This is a genomic window from Demequina sp. B12 (genome assembly GCF_028823635.1).
Taxonomy (GTDB): Bacteria; Actinomycetota; Actinomycetes; order Actinomycetales; family Demequinaceae; genus Demequina.
Genome location: NZ_JAPEHU010000003.1, coordinates 215357 through 234256, shown reverse-complemented (window position 1 = coordinate 234256; position 18900 = coordinate 215357). Strand labels below are relative to the sequence as shown.

14 protein-coding genes are annotated in these 18900 nt (G+C 63.5%); 3 read left to right on the top strand and 11 right to left on the bottom strand.

From position 1 onward, the window contains the following. Positions 1–634: 634 nt before the first annotated feature. The 5 genes from ON058_RS08590 to ON058_RS08570 all read right to left on the bottom strand — a co-directional run bounded on the left by ON058_RS08590 (position 635) and on the right by ON058_RS08570 (position 9198). The gene (locus tag ON058_RS08590) at positions 635–1306 is read right to left on the bottom strand and encodes a DUF6308 family protein (RefSeq protein WP_274668638.1); all 672 of its coding nucleotides are present in this window, start codon (positions 1304–1306) and stop codon (positions 635–637) included. Further along, on the bottom strand, positions 1306–6144 hold the full coding sequence (locus ON058_RS08585) for a type ISP restriction/modification enzyme (RefSeq protein ID WP_274668637.1): 4839 nt from the start codon (positions 6142–6144) through the stop codon (positions 1306–1308). The genes ON058_RS08590 and ON058_RS08585 overlap by 1 nt, the downstream gene beginning before the upstream one ends. An 85-nt stretch (positions 6145–6229) precedes the next feature. Then, entirely contained in the window at positions 6230–7414 is a 1185-nt protein-coding gene (locus tag ON058_RS08580) for an exonuclease domain-containing protein (protein WP_274668636.1), read from the bottom strand. Between the two features lie 125 nt (positions 7415–7539). Further along, positions 7540–8964 carry a HipA domain-containing protein gene (locus ON058_RS08575; protein ID WP_274668635.1) on the bottom strand — a complete coding sequence of 475 codons (1425 nt, stop codon included), beginning with the start codon at positions 8962–8964 and terminating at the stop codon, positions 7540–7542. Positions 8965–8967: 3 nt separating this feature from the next. Continuing rightward, positions 8968–9198 carry a helix-turn-helix domain-containing protein gene (locus ON058_RS08570; RefSeq protein WP_274668634.1) on the bottom strand — a complete coding sequence of 77 codons (231 nt, stop codon included), beginning with the start codon at positions 9196–9198 and terminating at the stop codon, positions 8968–8970. Between the two features lie 145 nt (positions 9199–9343). Here ON058_RS08570 and ON058_RS08565 point away from each other — a divergent pair, with 145 nt between their 5' ends. Next, the gene (locus tag ON058_RS08565; protein WP_274668633.1) at positions 9344–10645 is read left to right on the top strand and encodes an MFS transporter; all 1302 of its coding nucleotides are present in this window, start codon (positions 9344–9346) and stop codon (positions 10643–10645) included. Positions 10646–10681: 36 nt separating this feature from the next. Here ON058_RS08565 and ON058_RS08560 read toward each other — a convergent pair whose 3' ends face one another. From ON058_RS08560 to ON058_RS08550, 3 genes are read right to left on the bottom strand one after another with little or no spacing between them, the layout of a single operon-like run. After that, positions 10682–10963 (bottom strand): hypothetical protein, encoded by a 282-nt coding sequence (locus tag ON058_RS08560; RefSeq protein WP_274668632.1) that lies wholly within the window; start codon positions 10961–10963, stop codon positions 10682–10684. Positions 10964–11017: 54 nt separating this feature from the next. Further along, a complete protein-coding gene (locus ON058_RS08555; protein WP_274668631.1) occupies positions 11018–14032 on the bottom strand; it encodes an SMC family ATPase in 3015 nt (1004 codons plus the stop codon). Further along, positions 14029–15240 (bottom strand): exonuclease SbcCD subunit D, encoded by a 1212-nt coding sequence (locus tag ON058_RS08550; RefSeq protein WP_274668630.1) that lies wholly within the window; start codon positions 15238–15240, stop codon positions 14029–14031. Before ON058_RS08550 ends, ON058_RS08555 begins: the two co-directional genes overlap by 4 nt. A gap of 285 nt (positions 15241–15525) precedes the next feature. On the opposite strand from ON058_RS08550, the gene ON058_RS08545 reads away from it, so the two are divergent. Further along, positions 15526–15861 (top strand): hypothetical protein, encoded by a 336-nt coding sequence (locus tag ON058_RS08545; protein ID WP_274668629.1) that lies wholly within the window; start codon positions 15526–15528, stop codon positions 15859–15861. Between the two features lie 61 nt (positions 15862–15922). Further along, a complete protein-coding gene (locus ON058_RS08540) occupies positions 15923–16423 on the top strand; it encodes an aminoacyl-tRNA deacylase (protein WP_274668628.1) in 501 nt (166 codons plus the stop codon). A 66-nt stretch (positions 16424–16489) separates the two neighbouring features. Here the strand turns inward: ON058_RS08540 and ON058_RS08535 are convergent, their stop codons facing one another. From ON058_RS08535 to ON058_RS08525, 3 genes are all read right to left on the bottom strand, one after another. Beyond that, on the bottom strand, positions 16490–17482 hold the full coding sequence (locus tag ON058_RS08535; RefSeq protein ID WP_274668627.1) for a hypothetical protein: 993 nt from the start codon (positions 17480–17482) through the stop codon (positions 16490–16492). Positions 17483–17520: 38 nt separating this feature from the next. After that, positions 17521–18153 (bottom strand): hypothetical protein, encoded by a 633-nt coding sequence (locus ON058_RS08530; RefSeq protein WP_274668626.1) that lies wholly within the window; start codon positions 18151–18153, stop codon positions 17521–17523. A 118-nt stretch (positions 18154–18271) separates the two neighbouring features. Then, complete coding sequence (locus ON058_RS08525; RefSeq protein ID WP_274668625.1) at positions 18272–18871, bottom strand: dienelactone hydrolase family protein; 600 nt, start codon at positions 18869–18871, stop codon at positions 18272–18274. Positions 18872–18900 lie beyond the last annotated feature (29 nt).

The window sequence follows — 18900 nt, the reverse complement described above, 5'->3', positions numbered from 1 at the left end:
CGGCAATCTCGGATCGGCGCGGATCTGAAGAGTAGTAGAGATCAACCTTCGCTTTGCGATAGGCCACCGCCAACTCGTCCTCATTGACCACTGGCAAAATAACCTCCTGCGCGTGTTTTAACCTCTTGGCTTATCGGTAGCGACGGGATGGAACTTGAGTCGTGCCCAGCCACGGTCTTCCCGCGTGAGCGTGACTAGGTTCTTGGCCCCTGAGTAGTCTTCCGTGCTCAGTCACTGACTTGAAGGCCGGTTGTCTCCGGTCGGTGTCGGGGCCTGCGTATCCTCGAGTATCGGCTTACCGAAGGCTTTAAAGCAGGGTGCCGTCACAAGTTTCGCGATTCCTTCAGTCGCGAGGGCTTAAGGGCCTGGGCAGCCCGCGCGCAGGTCTCACGGGACCCTGAACGCCTGACGAATGAAGGCGAGGGCCGTAGCGCTTGCCATCCCTCGCTGTTGAAGGAGTCTCCGTTGAGACCGACAATCTGACGGTAGATGGCATGTAACGCCTCTCAAAGGGCGAGAACCAAGGATCCCGTGTTTGGTCGAATCGCCACCAGCGTTACCTTCTTGCGAGCACCACGGTGATACGCGAGGTGTCTGGAGCCGCTGTTTGCGCAGAGCCGTTCACCTCCGCGAGCTAAAGTCCGAGGGAGTTTCCATTGGCTTTCCACGCGATGATGTCGAGTAGCCGCAGGGGTGTAAGTCGAGTCTGGCCCTTGACGGCCTTGGCGAGACGGTCCAGCTGCTCTGGCTGACTGGCAACATCTGCAGCGACTCGTTGGTTGAACACGGCCATGGACTGTGCCCGCGTGCGGTTCTTGTCCGTCTCGATACCGCCGGCAATGTCGTAGTAGCAGTTACTGACTCGCGAGTCGTGGAGCGCAAAGAAGTTGGGTCGCTTGCGGTGTAGAACTTTCGAGAGGGTAGTCCTGCGCACGCCTCGGCCCGACAGTTCCGGAACATCAAGTGGCGAGTATGCCTGTTCCACAGCTGCGATGGCTGCGTCAGCGTCCATGTTGACCCAGCTGGCGTCGGGCTCAACTAACTTCAGAGCCGCCTCGACGTGAGGCCGCATGTCCTGCAACACGTAGTACGCGCGCAGGCTGATGTTGACGTTGAGGAGCCCGGGCGCGAGGAGGTCGGCGTCGGACAGTTTGTAGGGATCGCTGTCCAGTTCGTATGCGTCGTACGCGGGGTAGGCGTAGGGCTTCGCATCCAATCGTTTGGCCTGGTCCGTGTACGCCTCAACCCATTCAGCCGCGATGGGCAGAGAGACTTGGACTCCTCCCGCGCGAATGACGTTGTTCATCAAGCCTCCTCCACAATCTCGAGATCTGGAAGCGCGTCCACGATCTTCATCGTTTCGACTGAGACCGTGGCGGCCTTCGCGATGAGGTCGAGGATGTAGCGGGGGTTGCCAACCTCGCGTGACCAGTCGTTGGGGTCGTTGACGATGCCGGAGGCTTTGTCGGTCTTGACCTGGTAGCGGTCGATGATCCAGTCAAGGCCTGAGCGTGAACCCAGCATGTAGCGCTGCGCCTGCTCGGGGATGCCGGACACAGTAATCAACGGGGAGTAGTGGATGACGGTCTTGTCCCACTCCTTGCCGCGCTTGCCGTACTTCATCTTCTGGACCCGGAGTGTGTCGTACAGGGCGTCGCCGTCCAGCCCTTCCGGCACCCCGTCCACCGTCACGGGGTAGGGGTCGACGTTCTCGTAGCCGATGTGCAGGTCCAGCAACGCCTTCCCCGAGTCACGGAACAACGGAAACTGCTCAGCGCCGATGCGCGGAATACGTGGCAACGAACGCTTCAGGTCCGCAGCGAACCGGCTGCGGTAGTCGGGCGAGTGCAGGAAGCCGTAGATGAAGGCAAAGATGTCGTCTTTGGCGATGTCAGATCCGTACCACGAGCGGTATTGCTTCAGCGTGGCGTCGGTGATGTTGTCGACTCGACGGTAGCCCTCAATGACGTCGTCAGAGAGTTCGAGCGTGCCTTCCTCGACGGGTTCGTAGGCATAGCGGGCGAAGAACTGGCTCGGGTTGCCTGCGCCAAGCGCAACCACGTCGGGCATCATCGAACTCGCGAGTACCGAGAATGGTGCCGTTCCTGAACCGGGTGCGGTTACTACAAAGCCTCGATTTGGGTGGCTGGGCGTGGGGAACATCGAAGGCATCTGTCCCCGTTCATGGGTCACGAGGCGTCCGAACCGAACCATTTGTTTGGTGAAAGGTCGATACAGCCCAACCGTGGTGTGTGACTCAGATAGGCTCACGGTCTCTCGCTTCGCGAATGCTTGCCGAAGCGAACGAGTCCAACTGATCTGAGTTGGGTTGTTGTCGATGAACCTCACGGCTTCCTGCTTGGCGTCGATGCCTGGTGTTGACGCGATGTGTCGGGCGAATGCCTCAACTTGGTGGTTGTAGAACTCCACCATGCGCTGGATGTTTCTAACGACCTCGGTGCTCGAGTAGTTGTAGACCCACGCGTCCCTCCCCGTCTCTGGGCCCCGACCGAACGCGCGGAACACCGCGCCCGAGGCCAACTTCTCGCCGATGGGTTGCCAGTTCTCGAACTCGCTGGAGCGTTGGTTGGTCCAGTCTCCCGCGTCATTGGGCTGGATGGTTTGCCAGGCGACGCTGGCGATGAGGGAGTCGTTGACGATGGCGAGTTTGTCTTCGCGGGTGAGATAGTCGCCGATGTCGCGGTAGTGGACGGTGGCGCGCTCGCGGTCGGCGGCGGGGTTCTTCACCAGGAAAGTGATGGCGACGGTGTTGCGGCTGCCGGAGCCGAACACCTTGCCACCCTCCTTGCGTGACTGTTCGCCTGCGGTGCGCTGGTTGCCTCGGAGGTTGTAAATGTAGATGTCGGTGAACTCGTCGGCGAGTGTCTTGCGGAGTCCGTCGGCGGTGTTGGCGTCGATAAAGCCGCCATTGGTGACGAATCCTATGAGTCCGGCATCGCCGATGCGGTTGGCGGACCAGCGGATGGCGCGGATGTAGGAGTCGTAGAGGCTGTTCTTGTTCGTGGCCGTTGACTTGGCGGCGAAGGTGGTCTCGATGGACTTGTCGAGGTGGGGGTACTTCACGTTGGCGTTGTTGTCGTTGCCGGAGGTTTGGCCAACGGAGTAGGGCGGGTTGCCGATGATGACGCGGATGTCAAGCTGCCGCTGTGCTTCGACGCGGGCGTTGTTGCTGGTGAACACGAGGAGGTCGTCGATGTCGTCCTTCTCAGTCATCTGGAAGGTGTCGGTGAGCACGATCCCGTCGAACGCTTTGTACGGGGCCTCAACCCCTGCATCGGCCATCTGTTGCTGATAGGTGGTCTCGATGTTGATGGCGGCGATGTAGTACGCCAGCAGCATGATCTCGTTGGCGTGCAGCTCGGAGGCGTACTTACGGGCCAGGTCGTGCGGCTCAATCAGGCCCGATGCGATGAGTCTGGTGATGAAGGTGCCGGTGCCCGTGAAGGGGTCCAGTACGTGAACACCTTCGTCGGTCAGGCCCTTGCCGAAGTGTTCGCGCGAGAGGTGGTCGACGGAGCGGATGATGAAGTCGACGATCTCGGTGGGGGTGTAGACGATGCCGAGGGCATCGGCTGCGCGCGGGAAGGCGAGTTTGAAGAACCGTTCATAGAGCTCGGTGATGATGCGCTGCTTGCCCTCGGCGTTGTCGATGCCTGCCGCGCGCAGACGAACGGACTCGTAGAACTTCTCCAGAGGCTCGGTCTCGGACTCGAGGTTGGCGCCCTCGAGGGTTTCCAGCATGGTCTGCATGACCTTGGAGACCGGGTTGTGGTCGGCGAACGCATACTCACTGAACAGTGCATCGAACACGGGCTTGGTGATCATGTGCTGGGACAGCATGTCGATGGCGTCGTCGCGGGAGATGCCATCGTTCAGGTTCGCCTGGAGCGCCTTGTGGAAGGCGGTGAACTCGTCGGCTGCGTGGCCGGAGTCGAGGATCGTGAGGAGCCGGGTGCGGTGGCGTTCGGCGATCTGGGCGACGTCCTTGGCCCAGTCTTCCCAGTAGCGGCGCGTACCGACCTTCTGGACGATCTTGGCGTAGATCGCGTCGCACCACTCCTCGAGGGCGGCGAAGTCGAAGGCTAGTTGTTGGGGTTGCTGCCCATCGGGGTTGGGCTTGGTGGACTCGGTGTCGTCTTCGTCTCGACCACCGCCGATGCCGATGACGTTGATGCGCTGGTCGCGGCTCTTGTTGAGTTCGAGCTTGTTGACCATCGCGTTGAAGCGCTCATCGTGGGCGCGCAGCGCTTGGAGCACCTCCCAGACGACGCGGTAGCGGTCGTTGTTGCGCAGGGCCTCTTCCGGACTCGTGCCTGCCGGGATGCCGATTGGCAGAATGATGTAGCCGTACTTCTTGCCCGGCGCACGACGCATGACGCGGCCCACGGACTGGACAACGTCCACGACGGACTTGCGGGGGTTGAGGAACATGACCGCATCGAGTGCGGGAACATCGACGCCCTCGGATAGACACTTGGCGTTGGTGAGGATGCGGCACGCGTCAGCGCCGGGGTCGGTCTTGAGCCAATCCAACTCTTCGTTGCGGGTGAGGATGTTCATCGACCCGTCCACGTGATGGACTGAGGTATCTAGCGGCGCGCGGTCGCCTTCGTGTTCACCAATGCCTTGATTGCGAACGTAGTCACCGATGACCTCGTCGAACATCGCCGCGAACTGCTTGGAAGCCTTGATGTCGCGGGAGAAGGCCACCGCACGCTTCATGGGCTCGGGGTCCACGGCGAAGTCGTGTTCGGCTTGGCCTATCTTTGCCAGGCCGTTCCAGCAACCCACGATGCGCGCGACGTCGTCGAGGTTGAGCTCACTGTTGGCTTCCATCGTGCCCTGGAAAGTCTTGGAGATGCTCCCCTCGTCGACAGCAAGGACCAACACCTTGTAGTCGGTCAGTAGGTTCATCGAGACGGCTTCGCCGAAGCCGAGGCGGTGGAACTCGGGGCCGTAGTAGGTCTCGTCGTCCATGGACGCAATCACTGCATTGGCTTGACCGGCCTTGGCCTTGGAGTTGTCGTCATAGATGCGCGGCGTAGCGGTCATGTACAAGCGCTTGGAGGCCTTGATGAAGTCCTCGTTATGCACCTTCACGAAGGCCGACTCATCCGTGTTTGCCAGCGTAGCGCCGGTGGTGCGGTGTGCCTCGTCACAGATGATCATGTCGAAGTCCGGCAGCCCGGCTTCCTTCTGTGCCTTCGCGACGACGTCGATGGATTGGTACGTGGAGAACACCACTGTGATCCGGTTTTGCGCCACGTCCGGATTGGTGACCTGACCGGCAAGCTTCACCGGATCCGTTGTGGCGGGGATGGCGAGGTCTACGACCGAGATCTCGGGGGAGTCATCGTTGCGGCCCACCTTGATGTCTGAACAGACCGCGAAGGTTCGCAGCGATGCTTCTGCCTCCAGCGACCACTCGCGCAGCGTCTGGCTGAGGAGCGCAATGGAGGGGACGAGGAACAGGACGGATCCGCCCAGTGGCACCTGGTCCTCGACGATCTTCAGCGAGGTGAATGTCTTGCCTGTGCCGCAGGCCATGATCAGCTTGCCGCGATTGTGGGCCTCGAATCCCGCGCGCACCTTGCTCAGAGCCTCGCTCTGATGCGGGCGCAGCCGCTTGCGTTCCTTGAGTTCCAGGATTTCTGGGGTGGCGAAGTCGAACTGCTCCCAGTCAATGGAGCTCTCCACCAGGTCGTGCAGTCCGATGCGGTGCACGGGCTTTGACTGGCCCCGGATAGCAGCTTCTGCGTTGGGCCCCCACCGCAACGCCGTCGAGACCACCAGACGTTCCTTGAATGGGTCCTTGCCGGAGTCCGAGAGGAACGAGTCAATGTGCTGCTTCGACAGCACCGTCTCCGGGTCATAGAACTTGCACTGCACCGCTACCAGGTCGCCAGACTCCCGGTAGCGCGCCACGAGGTCGATGCCGGTGTCACGAGTGCCTTCGCGGTCGGGCCACTCCATCCACTCCCACACCGCATCGAACCGCTGATTCCACTCAACGTCATTGAGGAGGAATGCCTTGATGAGCCGTTCAAACTTGGAACCCTGTTCAGCAGTCGACTGTGACTCGAACAGAAACTTGTCTAGAAGCTCTTCAACTGTGGAAGCCATGGCATGTAGTTTGCCTCATAGATGAGCCAACAAAGCCCGGAAGTGACTCATCTGGCACGGTCACAACTGTGACCGTTCGGCGTCGCTAACCCAACGCATCGGCCCCCACCACTGGAATCCCCATGGTGCGTGCTTTGGTTGCTTTCCCTGACGACGAGCCAGGGTCTTGGGCCACTACTGCTGCGACGCCCTTCTTCACACCAGACCACACCACAAGCCCGCGGACCTCGGCGAGTTGTGTCAAGCGTGCCTTCTCTGCGGCGGGAAAGCCGGTGAGCACAATCAGAGACCCTGGTGGTAGTTCCAGGGTGGTGGAGGACGCATCGGCTTGAGTGTGGGCGTGAGCGACGAGTGCTTCCGTTTCAACATCGTCCAACTGAAGCAGGCCCGCCAGGTTGACGATGTGGGCCTTCTCATAGGGCGTCAGCACCTTGTCTTCGCATGCGATGTTGACAATCCCAAGCATGTAGGTGCGGTGAAGCCGGTCGCGATCTGCGGGGGAGATCGACAGCCGGGCTGCCGCATCGTCCAGTTCGCGGCGTTCTTGCGCGGAGATCTTCCGGTCCAACAGCACTCGGTCCAGAAGTTCAAGGTATGTCCGCTCTTCCCCATTCTGAACGGTGGGGTGGAAGGAGGCCACGATGGACTCCAGCAGACCGCTACCGGGCTGAGCCGCTCCGCGGGGGACAGCAGGTGTCTTCAGCGCAGGCATGACGGGCCAGGCGAGTCGCTCGCCGGCAGTCGCCAGTTCCTGCCATGCACGAGCGACCGCTTCGTACTCGCGGTACCGGGTCAACAGTTGGGCGGTCGCTTCCGCATCGTTGAGAGCAGCGTGTGCACCCACAAGCGGAATGCCAAAATAGCCGCACACGTCGCCGAGTTTGGGCGGGAGGCCCAACTGGCGTGCCAACTGCATGGTGCACACCGCGTGACCAGGCTCCAGCGCGACTGGGACGCCTGCCCGGTGATACTCGGCGGCAAGGAAGCGCACATCGAACGCGGCGTTGTGGGCCACCACCGTTCTGCCGGCCAGCAACTCCGTGAGGTCGCCCACCACCCGGTCAAAAGTGGGAGCCACCCGTGAGTCCGTAGCGTCGATGCCGTGGATATGTTGCGCACCCAAGTCACGTTGAGGGTTCACAAGAGTTGAGTAGGAGTGCTCTCGCTGACCGTCGGCGTCGACAAGCACCACGGCAATCTCGCAGATGCGATCAGTGGTCTTGTACGCGAAACCTGTTGTCTCCAGGTCAATAACGGCGTATCCGGACATTCTGTGGCCCCCTTTGGCGCGGTGACTGGTGACTTGAGCCTAGAGTGTCATGCCGTGAATGCTCGGCTTTCCGGGTGCATCGGCTTCCTTCCGCGATGGGAACACCCATGATCAAAGCAGACCCGCTACTGATGCCCAGCCAGGGGCCAGCCTTCATGCCCCCGTGGCGCCGAGCATCGTGCCAACCAAGCAGGCATCCACGTGCCGCACATCGTCGCGTATGGCCGGGTGCGGCGGCCGTTGTCGGGGAGCTGTGTGAGTGCCTGGTGTGCGGCGCGCGCTGACTGCTGCACGCGCGTCAGCACTGGTGTGGAGCGCGCCCAGTTGCGGAACTCTTGGGGTGCCGTGGTGTCGTTCAAGGCATCGCTGAGTGCGTCGGTGACGCGTTCTGCCATCGCGATGAGTTCTTCGATGAGCGTGCTGTCTCCCGTGAGACCAAGCATCGCCAGAAACTGTGCCCAGTCGTCACCCGTGGCGGCACCAAAGTGCCATCGGTTGCCTAGTTGCATAGACGCCTTGGGGAACCGGCGGGTGCCGTTGGCCGTGGAGGCGATCGCGCCGGTCGCGGCATCGAACATGGGAGCCAGCGCTGCCTCACCCGCTGTGGGGTGTAGCAACGCGTAGTTCTTCGCATGTGCGTCCGAGCCTTCGACCATGTAGTTGAACGCGACCATCCTGGCGAACCGCCGCACATCAGTTTCGGCGTCGGTGCGGTCAGCCACAGCATCACGGACAAGATCGGCAACAGCACGAACACCTGGCCCGCCATCGACTTCGTACTTGATGGACGAGTCCACGGCTAAGGCCTGGCACATGTCCTCTTGGTGGATTCTCACCGTCCCGCTGGCGGTCATAAGACGGTCAAAGCGCTCCACAACGATCGCTGGCGTTGCGTCAAACATCGCGAACTCTGTGCGTGCGACGTCAACGCCTACGGCGGCCGCGGCGCGCATCGTGACGTGTTCGGTGAATGCCTGCTGGCCGGGGGAGACCCCTGGGATCGCGCCTACGCCAGGTTTGATGATGTGCGTGGTGGCGGCCGCTCCTGTGGGGAGGAACCATTGGCCTCCGTCGCGGGCGACCGCGATCTTGCGCTGTGCGCCAGAGAGCGACCAGTGCTCCATGTCGTCGCGCAACATCTCCTCGTCTCCGGCCAGGGCTTGAAGCCGGGAACTGATGTCAGCGTCGGTGATGGGTGCTAGTTGTGAGGGGCGTTCAGGCAGCGTGTCTTGGGTGTAGACCTGTAGGGCGCCGGCGCAGTCCAGTCCACCGTGACGCAGCAGCGACACCGTGGAGGTGTCCAAGGAGTCGAACGATTTTGCCATCGTGAGGCGGGCATCGGAGCCGTCCGGGAGCAGGCCGTTAAAGAATGCCGAGGTGGCGTCAGCGGGAGCGCGCTTTCCTGGAACGGTGGGCATGGACATCGACACCACTGCGTTGAGGTCGGCATCCCGGTCGAACCGCAGTTGCACGAGTCGCGGATTTAGTGCGTCGAGAACGCCGATGTGTTGGCCACGCAGGAATACATGTAGCGGCTTCTTCTTTGGCATTGGCTACTCGTCCTCAATGGTCGCGGTGAGGTCCACGTTCAGAGCCACGAGCACTCCCAACACCCGTGACAGTTCCGCACCCCGAGTCTTGCCGGACTCGAACAGCGATAGCCACTGCCTCGACACATTCGCCCGGTCGGCTACCTCTTGCTGCGTCAGGCCTGCCTTGGCGCGTGCCGCCATCACCACCTGTGCCACATCGGCAGTCTTGCGCAGTCGCTTCGTCAGTGCCATGTCAGGAATCCTTTACAAACCTAGATGTAAGAAATACCGTACATCACGGCGCAATGTCAGGGAATGCTGACATTGCGGAATGTAAGGGATTCGTGACATTGGCCGTGTGGGCTCCTGCCAGGCGTGACCCTGAGAAGATATCTCCGTGCCTTCTCAACGCATCTTCGCCACACTCATCAAGGATGACGACGCCGATCTCGACAGCCTGAGCGAGCAGGCCCGGCCGTACGTCGCGGGCAATGCAGTACGGCAGATGGCTGCGCAGGCCCTGCAGTCCACAGGCGACCAAATCGTCAACGCCAAGACGGTGCTGCCGTGGCTGCTCAACGCATTGGGTGCACCTGGAGCGTTTGTCGCGTTCGTGGTGCCCATTCGTGAGTCCGGGTCGATGCTGCCGCAGGCCGCATGGGCTCCGTGGGTGCGCCGCCAGCGTGTGCGCAAGTGGGTGTGGGTGGCTGGCTCTGTGGGGCAGGCGATCGCCGCCGCGGGTTTGGCTCTCGTGGCCGCCACGGCGGAGGGCGTCGTCGCAGGCATCGGTGTTCTGGCGGCGCTGGCCGTCTTCGCCCTGGCCCGCTCGCTGACGTCCATCGCGAGCAAGGACGTCTTAGGCCGCACCGTGCCCAAGGGCGTGCGCGGGCAAATCAAAGGCGTCACCACCGTTGCTTCCGCCGTGGTGGCGCTCACACTCGGGTTGGCGCTGCGCATCTGGGGCGGCGAAAGCGTGGGCGTCGGTGTCCTGGCGGCGCTGCTGGGCGGTGCGGCACTCGCATGGGGAGTGGCCGCCGCGGTCTACGCGACCATCCGTGAACCTGCCGAGGACGTGGAGCCGGAGGCCGCGGACGGCCCCAACTGGGCGGTGCAAGCCTGGGGGCTGTGGCGGGCCGATGCCGTCTTCCGTAAGTTCGTCATCGCACGTGCGCTGCTGCTCGTCAGCGCGCTCAGCCCACCATTCGTGGTGGGCATGGGGATTGCGCAGGGAGCCTCGGGACTGGGCTCCCTGGGCTTGTTCATCCTGGCGCAGGGCGTCGCCGGGATCATTGGTGGTCCGCTGTTCGGGCGGCTGGCGGACCAGTCCTCGCGGCGGCTGATGATCAGCACGTCCCTCGCCAGCTCCGCCGTCATCGTCCTGTTCTTGGGATTGGTGTCGATGCCCGCCATCGGCGAAGCCGCATGGTTGGCCCCTGTTACATACCTGCTGCTGGCACTCGTCCACGTGGGTGCCCGGCTGGCGCGCAAAACCTATGTGGTCGACATTGCCGAGGGCGACCAGCGCACCCAGTACGTCGCCGTCGCCAACACACTGATGGGGGTGCTGCTCCTTATCGCTGGCGCCATCACCGCGGCGCTCGCGGCCCTGGGAAGCGCCTACGCGTTGGGGCTCCTAGCCGTGTTGGGCGTGGCGGGAGCGATCGTGGGACGCAGCCTCCCGGAGGCGCGCGACGCGTAGGACAACGCTCGCCGCGTCCAGCACTGAGCGGGGCGCTTAGCGCGACGCGGCGGTTTGCGCTTTGCGGGGTGGAGGAACCAGGGCGTCGAAGGGGTCTTCTGGCTGAGATTCGATGCGCGCCTTCTCTTCGGCTTCAACGATCTCAACCAGCGCTTTGAGGTCGTGGCGCATTCGCGCAACGTTCACCGCCATCGAGAAGTACGCGATGACTGCCAGGACAGCAACTACTGCCAGGACGGCGATCGCGATCAACGGAATCAGCGTGCTCGCTTGCGTCCAGGTGCCATCTGTCAGCGATGCGGGGTCGGGTACGGCCATCAGTGCTCCCTTGCTTCGATGATGACCAGCACACTACTCGCCGAATCTGAGCGTTTAGCCAGATAACTCCTGCTGCCGAATGCGACTGGTTGCTGGTCCCGCAGTCATGACCCGGCTGGACCCATCGGCAGCCTTCACCACGTCCAGCTTGGCGGGGATCTGCTCCTTCATGGCTTCCACGTGGGAGATCAGCCCGATGGTGCGTCCGCCTGCACGCAGCTCGTCCAGCGTGGACATTGCGATCTCCAACGTGTCGCCGTCGAGCGAACCGAAGCCTTCATCAATGAACAGCGTGTCCAGCCTGACGCCCCCAGCCTCCGCGGAGACCGTCTCTGCGAGCCCCAGTGCCAGTGCCAGGGACGCAAGGAACGTCTCTCCGCCTGACAACGACCGTGTGGAGCGTGAGCTTCCCGTGTGGGCGTCCGCAATGCGCAGTCCTAGACCGGTTTGGGTGTTGCGGTACTGACGGTCGTCGTCATGCTCCAGCGAGTACTGCCCGCCGGACATCGTGCGCAGCCGCTGGTTGGCTGCGCTGACAATGCGCTCCAGCTTCGAGGCCAACACGAACGACTCCAAACGCATGCGCCGCTCATTGGGCGGGTCGCCCGCCACGGAGTCCGCCAACGTCAGCGCCACATCCCGGGCGGCGCGTGCCTCTTTTGTGGCCGCGGCCCGTAGGTCGTAGTCCGCGCGCATCGCCGCGACCTGCGTGACCACGGACTCCGCCGAGGCCTCCGCGGCCACCGCCTGGTCCCGTTCCTGTGAAGCCGCCGCGGAACCGGCAGCCAACGCGTCCAGGTCCGCCACCTCACCGGGCAAGTCCTCGTTCGCCAGTTCGGCGACAACAGCCTGCGCCCCACTCAGTCGAGTGCGGTGCTGGTCGACAGTTTCCGCCAACTCCGCGACAACCGCGGGAGCCAGCGCAGCCTCCAGGGCCTGATCCGCGATCTCGAACCGGCTTTCAGCCAGCGCCTGAGACTCTTGAGCTTCGCGCTCCCGCGCCCCTCGCTCAGCCACGTCCACCGCTCCCGCGGCGCTGCTGACGCGCTGCACCAACGTGCGTGCGTGCGCCAAGGCGTCGGCATACTCGCGCACAGAGCCGTAGCCCTCAGGAACTGAGTCCGTCAGCGACTCCGCATCGGTCACGTCCTTGGTGGCGGCAGCCAGCGCCACCTGCGCGGCGCTCACGCCCTCGGCAGCGGCCGCAACCTCGGCCTCGAGTGCCTCCGCCCGCCCACCGAGCACAGCGAGTTCCTGGTCCAACTGCGCACGTTCCGCCACCGCGTCACTCGCACGGTCGTGGGCTTCGCGCGCCTCCATGAGCGCGGCATGCGCGGCTTCCTCGTCGCCGTCTCCGGCCTGTGCCCGGGCAGCAGACAAGTCGCGGTCCACCGCCTGAGCGGCATCCGTTGCGGCGGCAAGAACGTCACGCGCGGCCTCCATGGACTCGCGGGCGGCCTCGACTTCATCGTCCGTGACGTGGTCCTGCGACGGGCGCGCGGGAGCGGGATGCTCCGTGGCCCCGCATACCTGGCACGGCTCGCCCGGCACCAACGCCTGGGCCAGATGCGCCGCTTGCGACCGGAGCCGCCGTTGCAGGAGCGCGTTGTGGTCGGCAACCGCCCGCGCATGCACGGCGGACGCCTCGCCTTCCGCCGCGCGCGCCTTCGCCAACGCCGCCTCAAGTTCGGCGGCCTTCGCATGTGCGTCGAGTGCGTCGCCGGCTCGCTTCAGTGCGGCGGCAGCGCCATCGAGCCGGGCCGATGCCGCGGTCGCCTTCTCGCGCCGCTCCCGCAAGGCTTCGATCTGGGCGGGCAGTTGCTTGCCTTCAGCAATCAGGTCGCCGTGGCGTGCTTGCGCGTCCGCGAGTGCCGTGGTTGCGGACTCAACCTGCCGCCTTAGCGCGGGGAGCGCGTCTTCCGCTTCCAATGCAACCGTCAGTGCGCCAATGCGTGACGCTACATCCTCCACCGCCACCCGTAAGGAGTCCTCAGAGGCTGCGGCGATCTCGCCGTCCGGCCACGCGAGCGCCAGGGCCGGGTCCGCCTGGGCCGTCTCGCACGCGAGTTGGTGCGTTGACCGTGCCGTCTCGAGTGACTGCCCCGCGTCCCTGGCTGCACGGACTGCGCCCACCAGGGGAGCAGCGGCACGGGCCAGGGCAAGCCGCTCCACATCCGCGGCATGTTCATCGGCAACGGTTTCGAGCTCCGCAAGCGTGCCACGGGCCCTCTCAAGCCTGCTGCGCTTGTCCTCGACCGTCTTCGCCTGGGACAGCGCCTCAGCCGTCGCATCGGCCCGCGTTACCGCGGCCGCGCGCGCTTCCTGGGCATCAGTGAAGGTTCGTTCCACCTGTGCCGTTGCCTCGGCCCACCATGCTGTCGCCTGTGCTGGCTCGGGGGTCTCGCTGCCCACGAGCGCCGCGGCGCGGGCCACGAGGTCACTCAAGCCAGCATCGGCCAGCTCCACGTCGCGGCCGCGCTCGCGTGCCACTTCACGCAGGTGCTGCTCGATCGCTTGGAAACGGTCCGTGCCAAAGAGGCTCCGCAACACGGCCAGGCGTTCTTTGGTGTCTGCCTGCAAGAACTCCTGGAAACGTCCCTGAGCCAGCAACACCACCTGCAGGAACTGATCGGCGCTTAGCCGCATGATTGCGGCAATCTCGGCGCCTACCTCGACGGGACGGACCGCTACCGCTTCCCAGTCCCCGTCACGCTCCACCCACAAATGAGCAGCGGCCGCCTGCTTGGTGAGCCCATCACCGCGTTGCTTGGGGCGCATAAAGTCAGGCGAGCGGGTCACTTTGTAACGCTGCCCGCCGGCCTCAAACACCGACGTCACTTCTGTGGGGTCGGAGGGAGCACAAAAGTGGCTGCGTACCGACTTGTCGGTGCCGTCGTAGCGGGGCACTTTGTCGTACAGCGCGAACACAATCGCGTCCAAGATCGTGGATTTTCCGGCGCCCGTCTTACCTGTCAGCAAGAAGATGTCGTCATCAAACTGTGTGAAGTCGATTGTCTGGCGCGCCAGGTAAGGCCCAAAGCCCTCTACTTCAAGAGTCAGCACCTTCATCGCGAGGCCTCCTTGGACTCCATCGCGTCCAGCGCCGCGTTGAACAAGGCTGTTTCCGCCGCAGTGGGACCGGCGCCGTTGCGTACGTAGGCAAGGAACTCCTCGAACACTTGGGCATCAGTCTTGCCCTCAACGAGCGCCGCGTAGTCGTGCTCGCCGTGATCGTGCACATTTGCAGGACGGTGAGTGAGCGTCACGGCGTGCGGGTAACGCTCCTGGAGAGTGCGCATGGCCTCCCGGGGCAGTTGGTCGTCGGTGAGGACCACCTCCACCCAGGCTTCTCGCGCAGATTCGTGCGCACCGTCCGCCATCAACTCAGCAAGGGTTCCTTCAATCCGCACAGCCTCACGTGGCGTGGGCAAATCCAGCCACCGGCTGGTCGCGGTCCCGTTCGCGTCGATGTCCACCAGCCACACGCCTTTGGTGCTGGAACGTTCCCCAAAACTGAACCTCAATGGAGCGCCGCTGTAGCGAACCGTCTCGCTCAGTTGCTGGCGCGAGTGAATGTGCCCCAACGCCACATACGCAGCACCGTCAAACGTGCTGATATCCACCAAGTTAAGGCCGCCGCGGGTGATGTCACGTTCCTCGGCTCGGCCTGAGTCCTCGGTGGTCTCAGGCGGCCGCTCGCCGCCCAAACCCGCCGCGAAACAGTGCGCCGCGACCACGTACCGGGGTGAGGGGGATGCGGACCGCTCCGCAGCATCGGCCTTCGCTGCGACATCGGCACGCACGTTGTCCATCGCGAAAGTCAGCGCATCCTGGTGCGTGGAGCCGGTGAAGTCCTCGTATGCGCTGCGCATGAACTCGGGGTGCAGATAGGGGATGCCGTAGATCAACACGTCGCCGTGCTCGTCGGTGAGCGTGACGGGGGAGAGGTCCGTGTGGTCTGCCTTGATGTGGACGCCGCCCGCGCTCGCAAAGGCCGCGTTGTGGGCAAGGCGTGCAGGCCCATCGTGATTGCCCGATGTCACCACCACCCGTGCGCCCGCGTCACGCACGCCCTTGACGGCCCGGGCAAACAAGGTAAACGCCTCCGCCTTGGGAGTCGAGGAATCGAACACATCCCCCGCGACCACCACTACGTCAACGCCGTGTTCGCGAACAGCAGCGGCCAGCGCGTCCAACACCAACGCCAGGTGCTCATCCGTGCTGTGACCGTGGAACGTGCGGCCGATGTGCCAGTCGGAGGTGTGAAGGATCCTCATGCCCGAAAGGCTAGTGGCGCCCTCCGACACGACCAACGCCGCCGGTGCGTTCCCCGGGCCTTAAGTCACGGTTCCGCAACGACCCGGCAAACCTGGCCAAACGGTGGGAAAATGGACACCGATGGCGCGCAATCCCCAGACCTTGGAGGAAACGTGACGACCCCGGATCTTCCGGCGTTCGGTTTGAGACCGAACCGACCGCGACGTACCAGGGCACACGCGTACCTTGCGCCCCTGTTGGGACGTGCCTCTCGTGAGGTGGTGCCTGGCTCGGCTCGTGGACACGTGAGTGCGCCCGCTCTCCGGCCCGCGCTCGACCCTGCCGTCGAGCCGCATGTGGCCCATCACGTCCTTGCCCACAGTGAAAGTCCGTCAGCGCATCACGCGAGCGCTGGCGTGGTCGTTTTTGAGTGGGCTGTTCGTGTGATCATGCTGGTGGTGCTCGCGACCGTCCTGTACTTCGCGGTCACGGCGAACTGGCTGGGGTCTGCTGCAACGTCATTTGGCAACTGGTACGGAGAGTCAGTGGCGCCGGCAACAGGTCTGGATCTCGACAACGCTCGCACGGATCCAGCGTCGATCACGACTCCTGACGGCACGGCGGTTCGCACCGGCCAGTGACCCGGCCTGGGCCCTGACTCGCACTCGGGAATCTCCACGGCCGCCCGCCCGTTCTCTCAGCATGACTGAGGTGCTGGACACTCCCGCGTTGCGCGCGATCGCTGACGCGGGCATCGACTATTTTGTGACACGGCACGGACCGGTGCGGTCTTTGGAGGAGGCAGCTCAGGCGCGCGGTCTTGACCCGCGCCAGATCCTCAAGACGTTGGTGGTGCGCCGCGGCGAGGACGACTACCTGTTTGTGCTGGTACCCGGCGACCGGCAGATCAGTTGGCCCAAGTTGCGTGAGCACCTGGGGTTGAGCCGGTTGTCCATGCCGGACAAGGATGTGGCCCGCGACGTCACCGGATATGAACGCGGAACCATCACACCTTTCGGTTCACTTCCAAGCCCCGCTGGGATGCCGTGGCCCGTCATTGCAGATGCGCTGATTGTGTCCCGTGAAGGTCCTGTCTCGATTGGTGGTGGGGACCACGGTGTCGCGTTGACCGTCCATCCCGAACAGTTGGTGGAAGTCCTTGACGCGGCGATTGCCGATGTGACCGAGCCTCTCCTCCCATAATCCCCTGGCCGTAGAAACATGGCGGGGTTTGGGGCCGATGTTGGTGCTGGCTCTAGGTTGATGTCGCTATTTGGAGCGCTCTTGCAGGTAGTCCTCGATTTGGTTGTCGGGGATGGTGTGGTTGTCGGTGCCGTCTGCGTCGGGGTCGGTGATGGTGGGCACTGGTGTGGTGGGGGCGGGTTGTCCTGAGTTGCAGTGGCCGTTGAGGTCGCAGTCCACCAGGCGTGGTTTGGGGTTGTAGATGTGCAGGCTTTGTGGCGCGTTGGTGGTGGTGGCAGTGCCTGGGGCTTGAATCCAGGTGGTGGCGTTGTTAAGGCTGTAGTGCCCCTCCCACGTGGTGGTGAGAGTCAGTTGGGTGCGTCGTTCTGGGCCGCGTGCGAACGCTACCGGTGGGGTGTCTGCGTTGGTGGAGTCGGCACTAGTCATGGGGTGGGTGGTGCCGTCTGTTTGGGTCCATACCCAGCGTGTGGGGGTGGCACGAAGCATCACATCGGTTCCCGCGAGGTTCACGGTCACTGTTTGGGGTGTGTCGTCCACGGTGGGGAACAAACCCCAACTGGTGGTGGTCCATCCGTCCCCGGGCCACCACGTGTAACCCGGTGGGGTGATGGTCATGGACTGCCACGCATTGATCGCTGCCGCATGCAACGGATCCGTCGCACAGGTGTACGTAGTGACGATGGCCCACGGGCCGTACGAGGTGTCCGAGACAGGATCCGATCTCCACAATGGCTCCTGAACAGCCTCACCTTCAGCACACAAGGTTGTGGGGGCAGGAACCTCCGAGCCAGGACACGACGGGACCGAACCATAGAAGCTTGGCGGCGAGTTCAACAACGGATCCTCCGTCTCTGCAAACCAGCCCAAACACATCGGAGCACGCACAAATCGTGGCTGGAGTCCGTTGGTTTCGAACGAAACCGGATCGATGGCACCCACGTCGCCTGAGATCTCGACTGTGACTTCACTGCCGCCCGTTGCTGCGAAGAAGTCGGCTCTTGAATCGGGTTCGTTGTCGTTGCGGCTCAGGTGCATGCCACCGAAAGGTCCGAGGTCCACGACCAGAAGTGCAAAAGGTACCGCCGCTACCCACGTCTTCATGAGTCATCGCGGGTCGAGCCCACCTCGAGCACCCGCCATCGCTCATCGAAGGCGAGGATCACCGCAGCGGACCCTTCGCCTCCGTCTGATGATGCGGTCACCTCGCCGGTGCTCGATGTTTCGGTGATAGGTAGAGTCCTGATGTCGAACTCGATGCCGTAAGTGCCATCAGTCTGCAATCCGCCGCCCCCGTAAGGGCTCATCAGCTCGACATCGCCGCCAGTGATGGTGGTGCCGCTTCGGCGGGCTTCGTCATGTGCGGCGAGGATGTTGGCGCAGAACTTGCAGGACTTGTCGACAAGAGCTACGAAAAGTTCGGGGTCCTCCCGGGCGAGGTCTTGAAAGTTCTCAAGAAAGTAGCCCGCGAACGCGTTTGCGCCGGGATAGTCCTCGGTGAGTGCCTGTTCAGGCAACGCTGCGAGCACGTCTTCCTCGGTGAGCGCGGTGGGCGTGGGTGAGGCACTGGGCGTTTCCGTGACAGCAGCGACTGGCGACTCATCAGGCGTAGGTGTGACAGTCGCGCCACCGCCCCCGGTACACGCGGTCAACGCCAGTAGCGAAAAGACAGCAACGGCACTCGCGCTAGTACGAGCGGCACGGTGCACAGAAGCAACAAGAGTTCGTGGCATGTGAGGTTCCCCCATGCCTTGGCACGCTACCCATGCACGAGCTCAAGCGAAAGCGGAACCGCGCATCTGTGGACAAACAAGACGCCCCAACACGGCTCCCGTGCCCAGCATCGGCTCCCTACACGCTTGCGCGTTGCGGCGCAGCGCGCCCCGCGTCGAGTTGTGCCAGCCAGCCCAGGAGGCGTTCTTCGAAGATGTCTGCGGAGTCTGCGTCGTAGTCGGGCAGCGAGGGGTCCACGAACATGTGGGAACGCCCGGGATAGCGGTAGACCTCTGCGCCGGGGGCGGAGCGATGGAGGGCGTCGACCTCTTCGGTGGTGCACCAGTCGTCGGGGTCTGCCACATGGACTTGCAATGGGACATGAGGGCGCCACTCGGAGCCGAGCCGCTCCGGTGGGGTTGCTCCACCCATGAGCACGCACCCGCGCACGCGGCGCACATGTTGTGCGACCAGTTGGGCTTGCATGGAGCCCATGGAGAACCCAATGGTGACGTCCGCGTCGTGGAACTTGCGCGCAGACCTCATCGCGACGTGGGCGACGGCATCGCGGCCGATGGTTTCGGCAAAGCCGATGCCTTCGTCAAGGTTGGTGAACACGCGCCCTGAATAGGTGTCCGGTGTGTGCACGGTGTGACCGTCTCCGCGCAGGCGATCAGCCATGCTGCAGAGCCCGTCAGTGAGGCCGTGCGCATGATGGAACAGAAGTATCTCCGCCATGCCTTCAGTTTCACCCTGAAAGGAGCGCC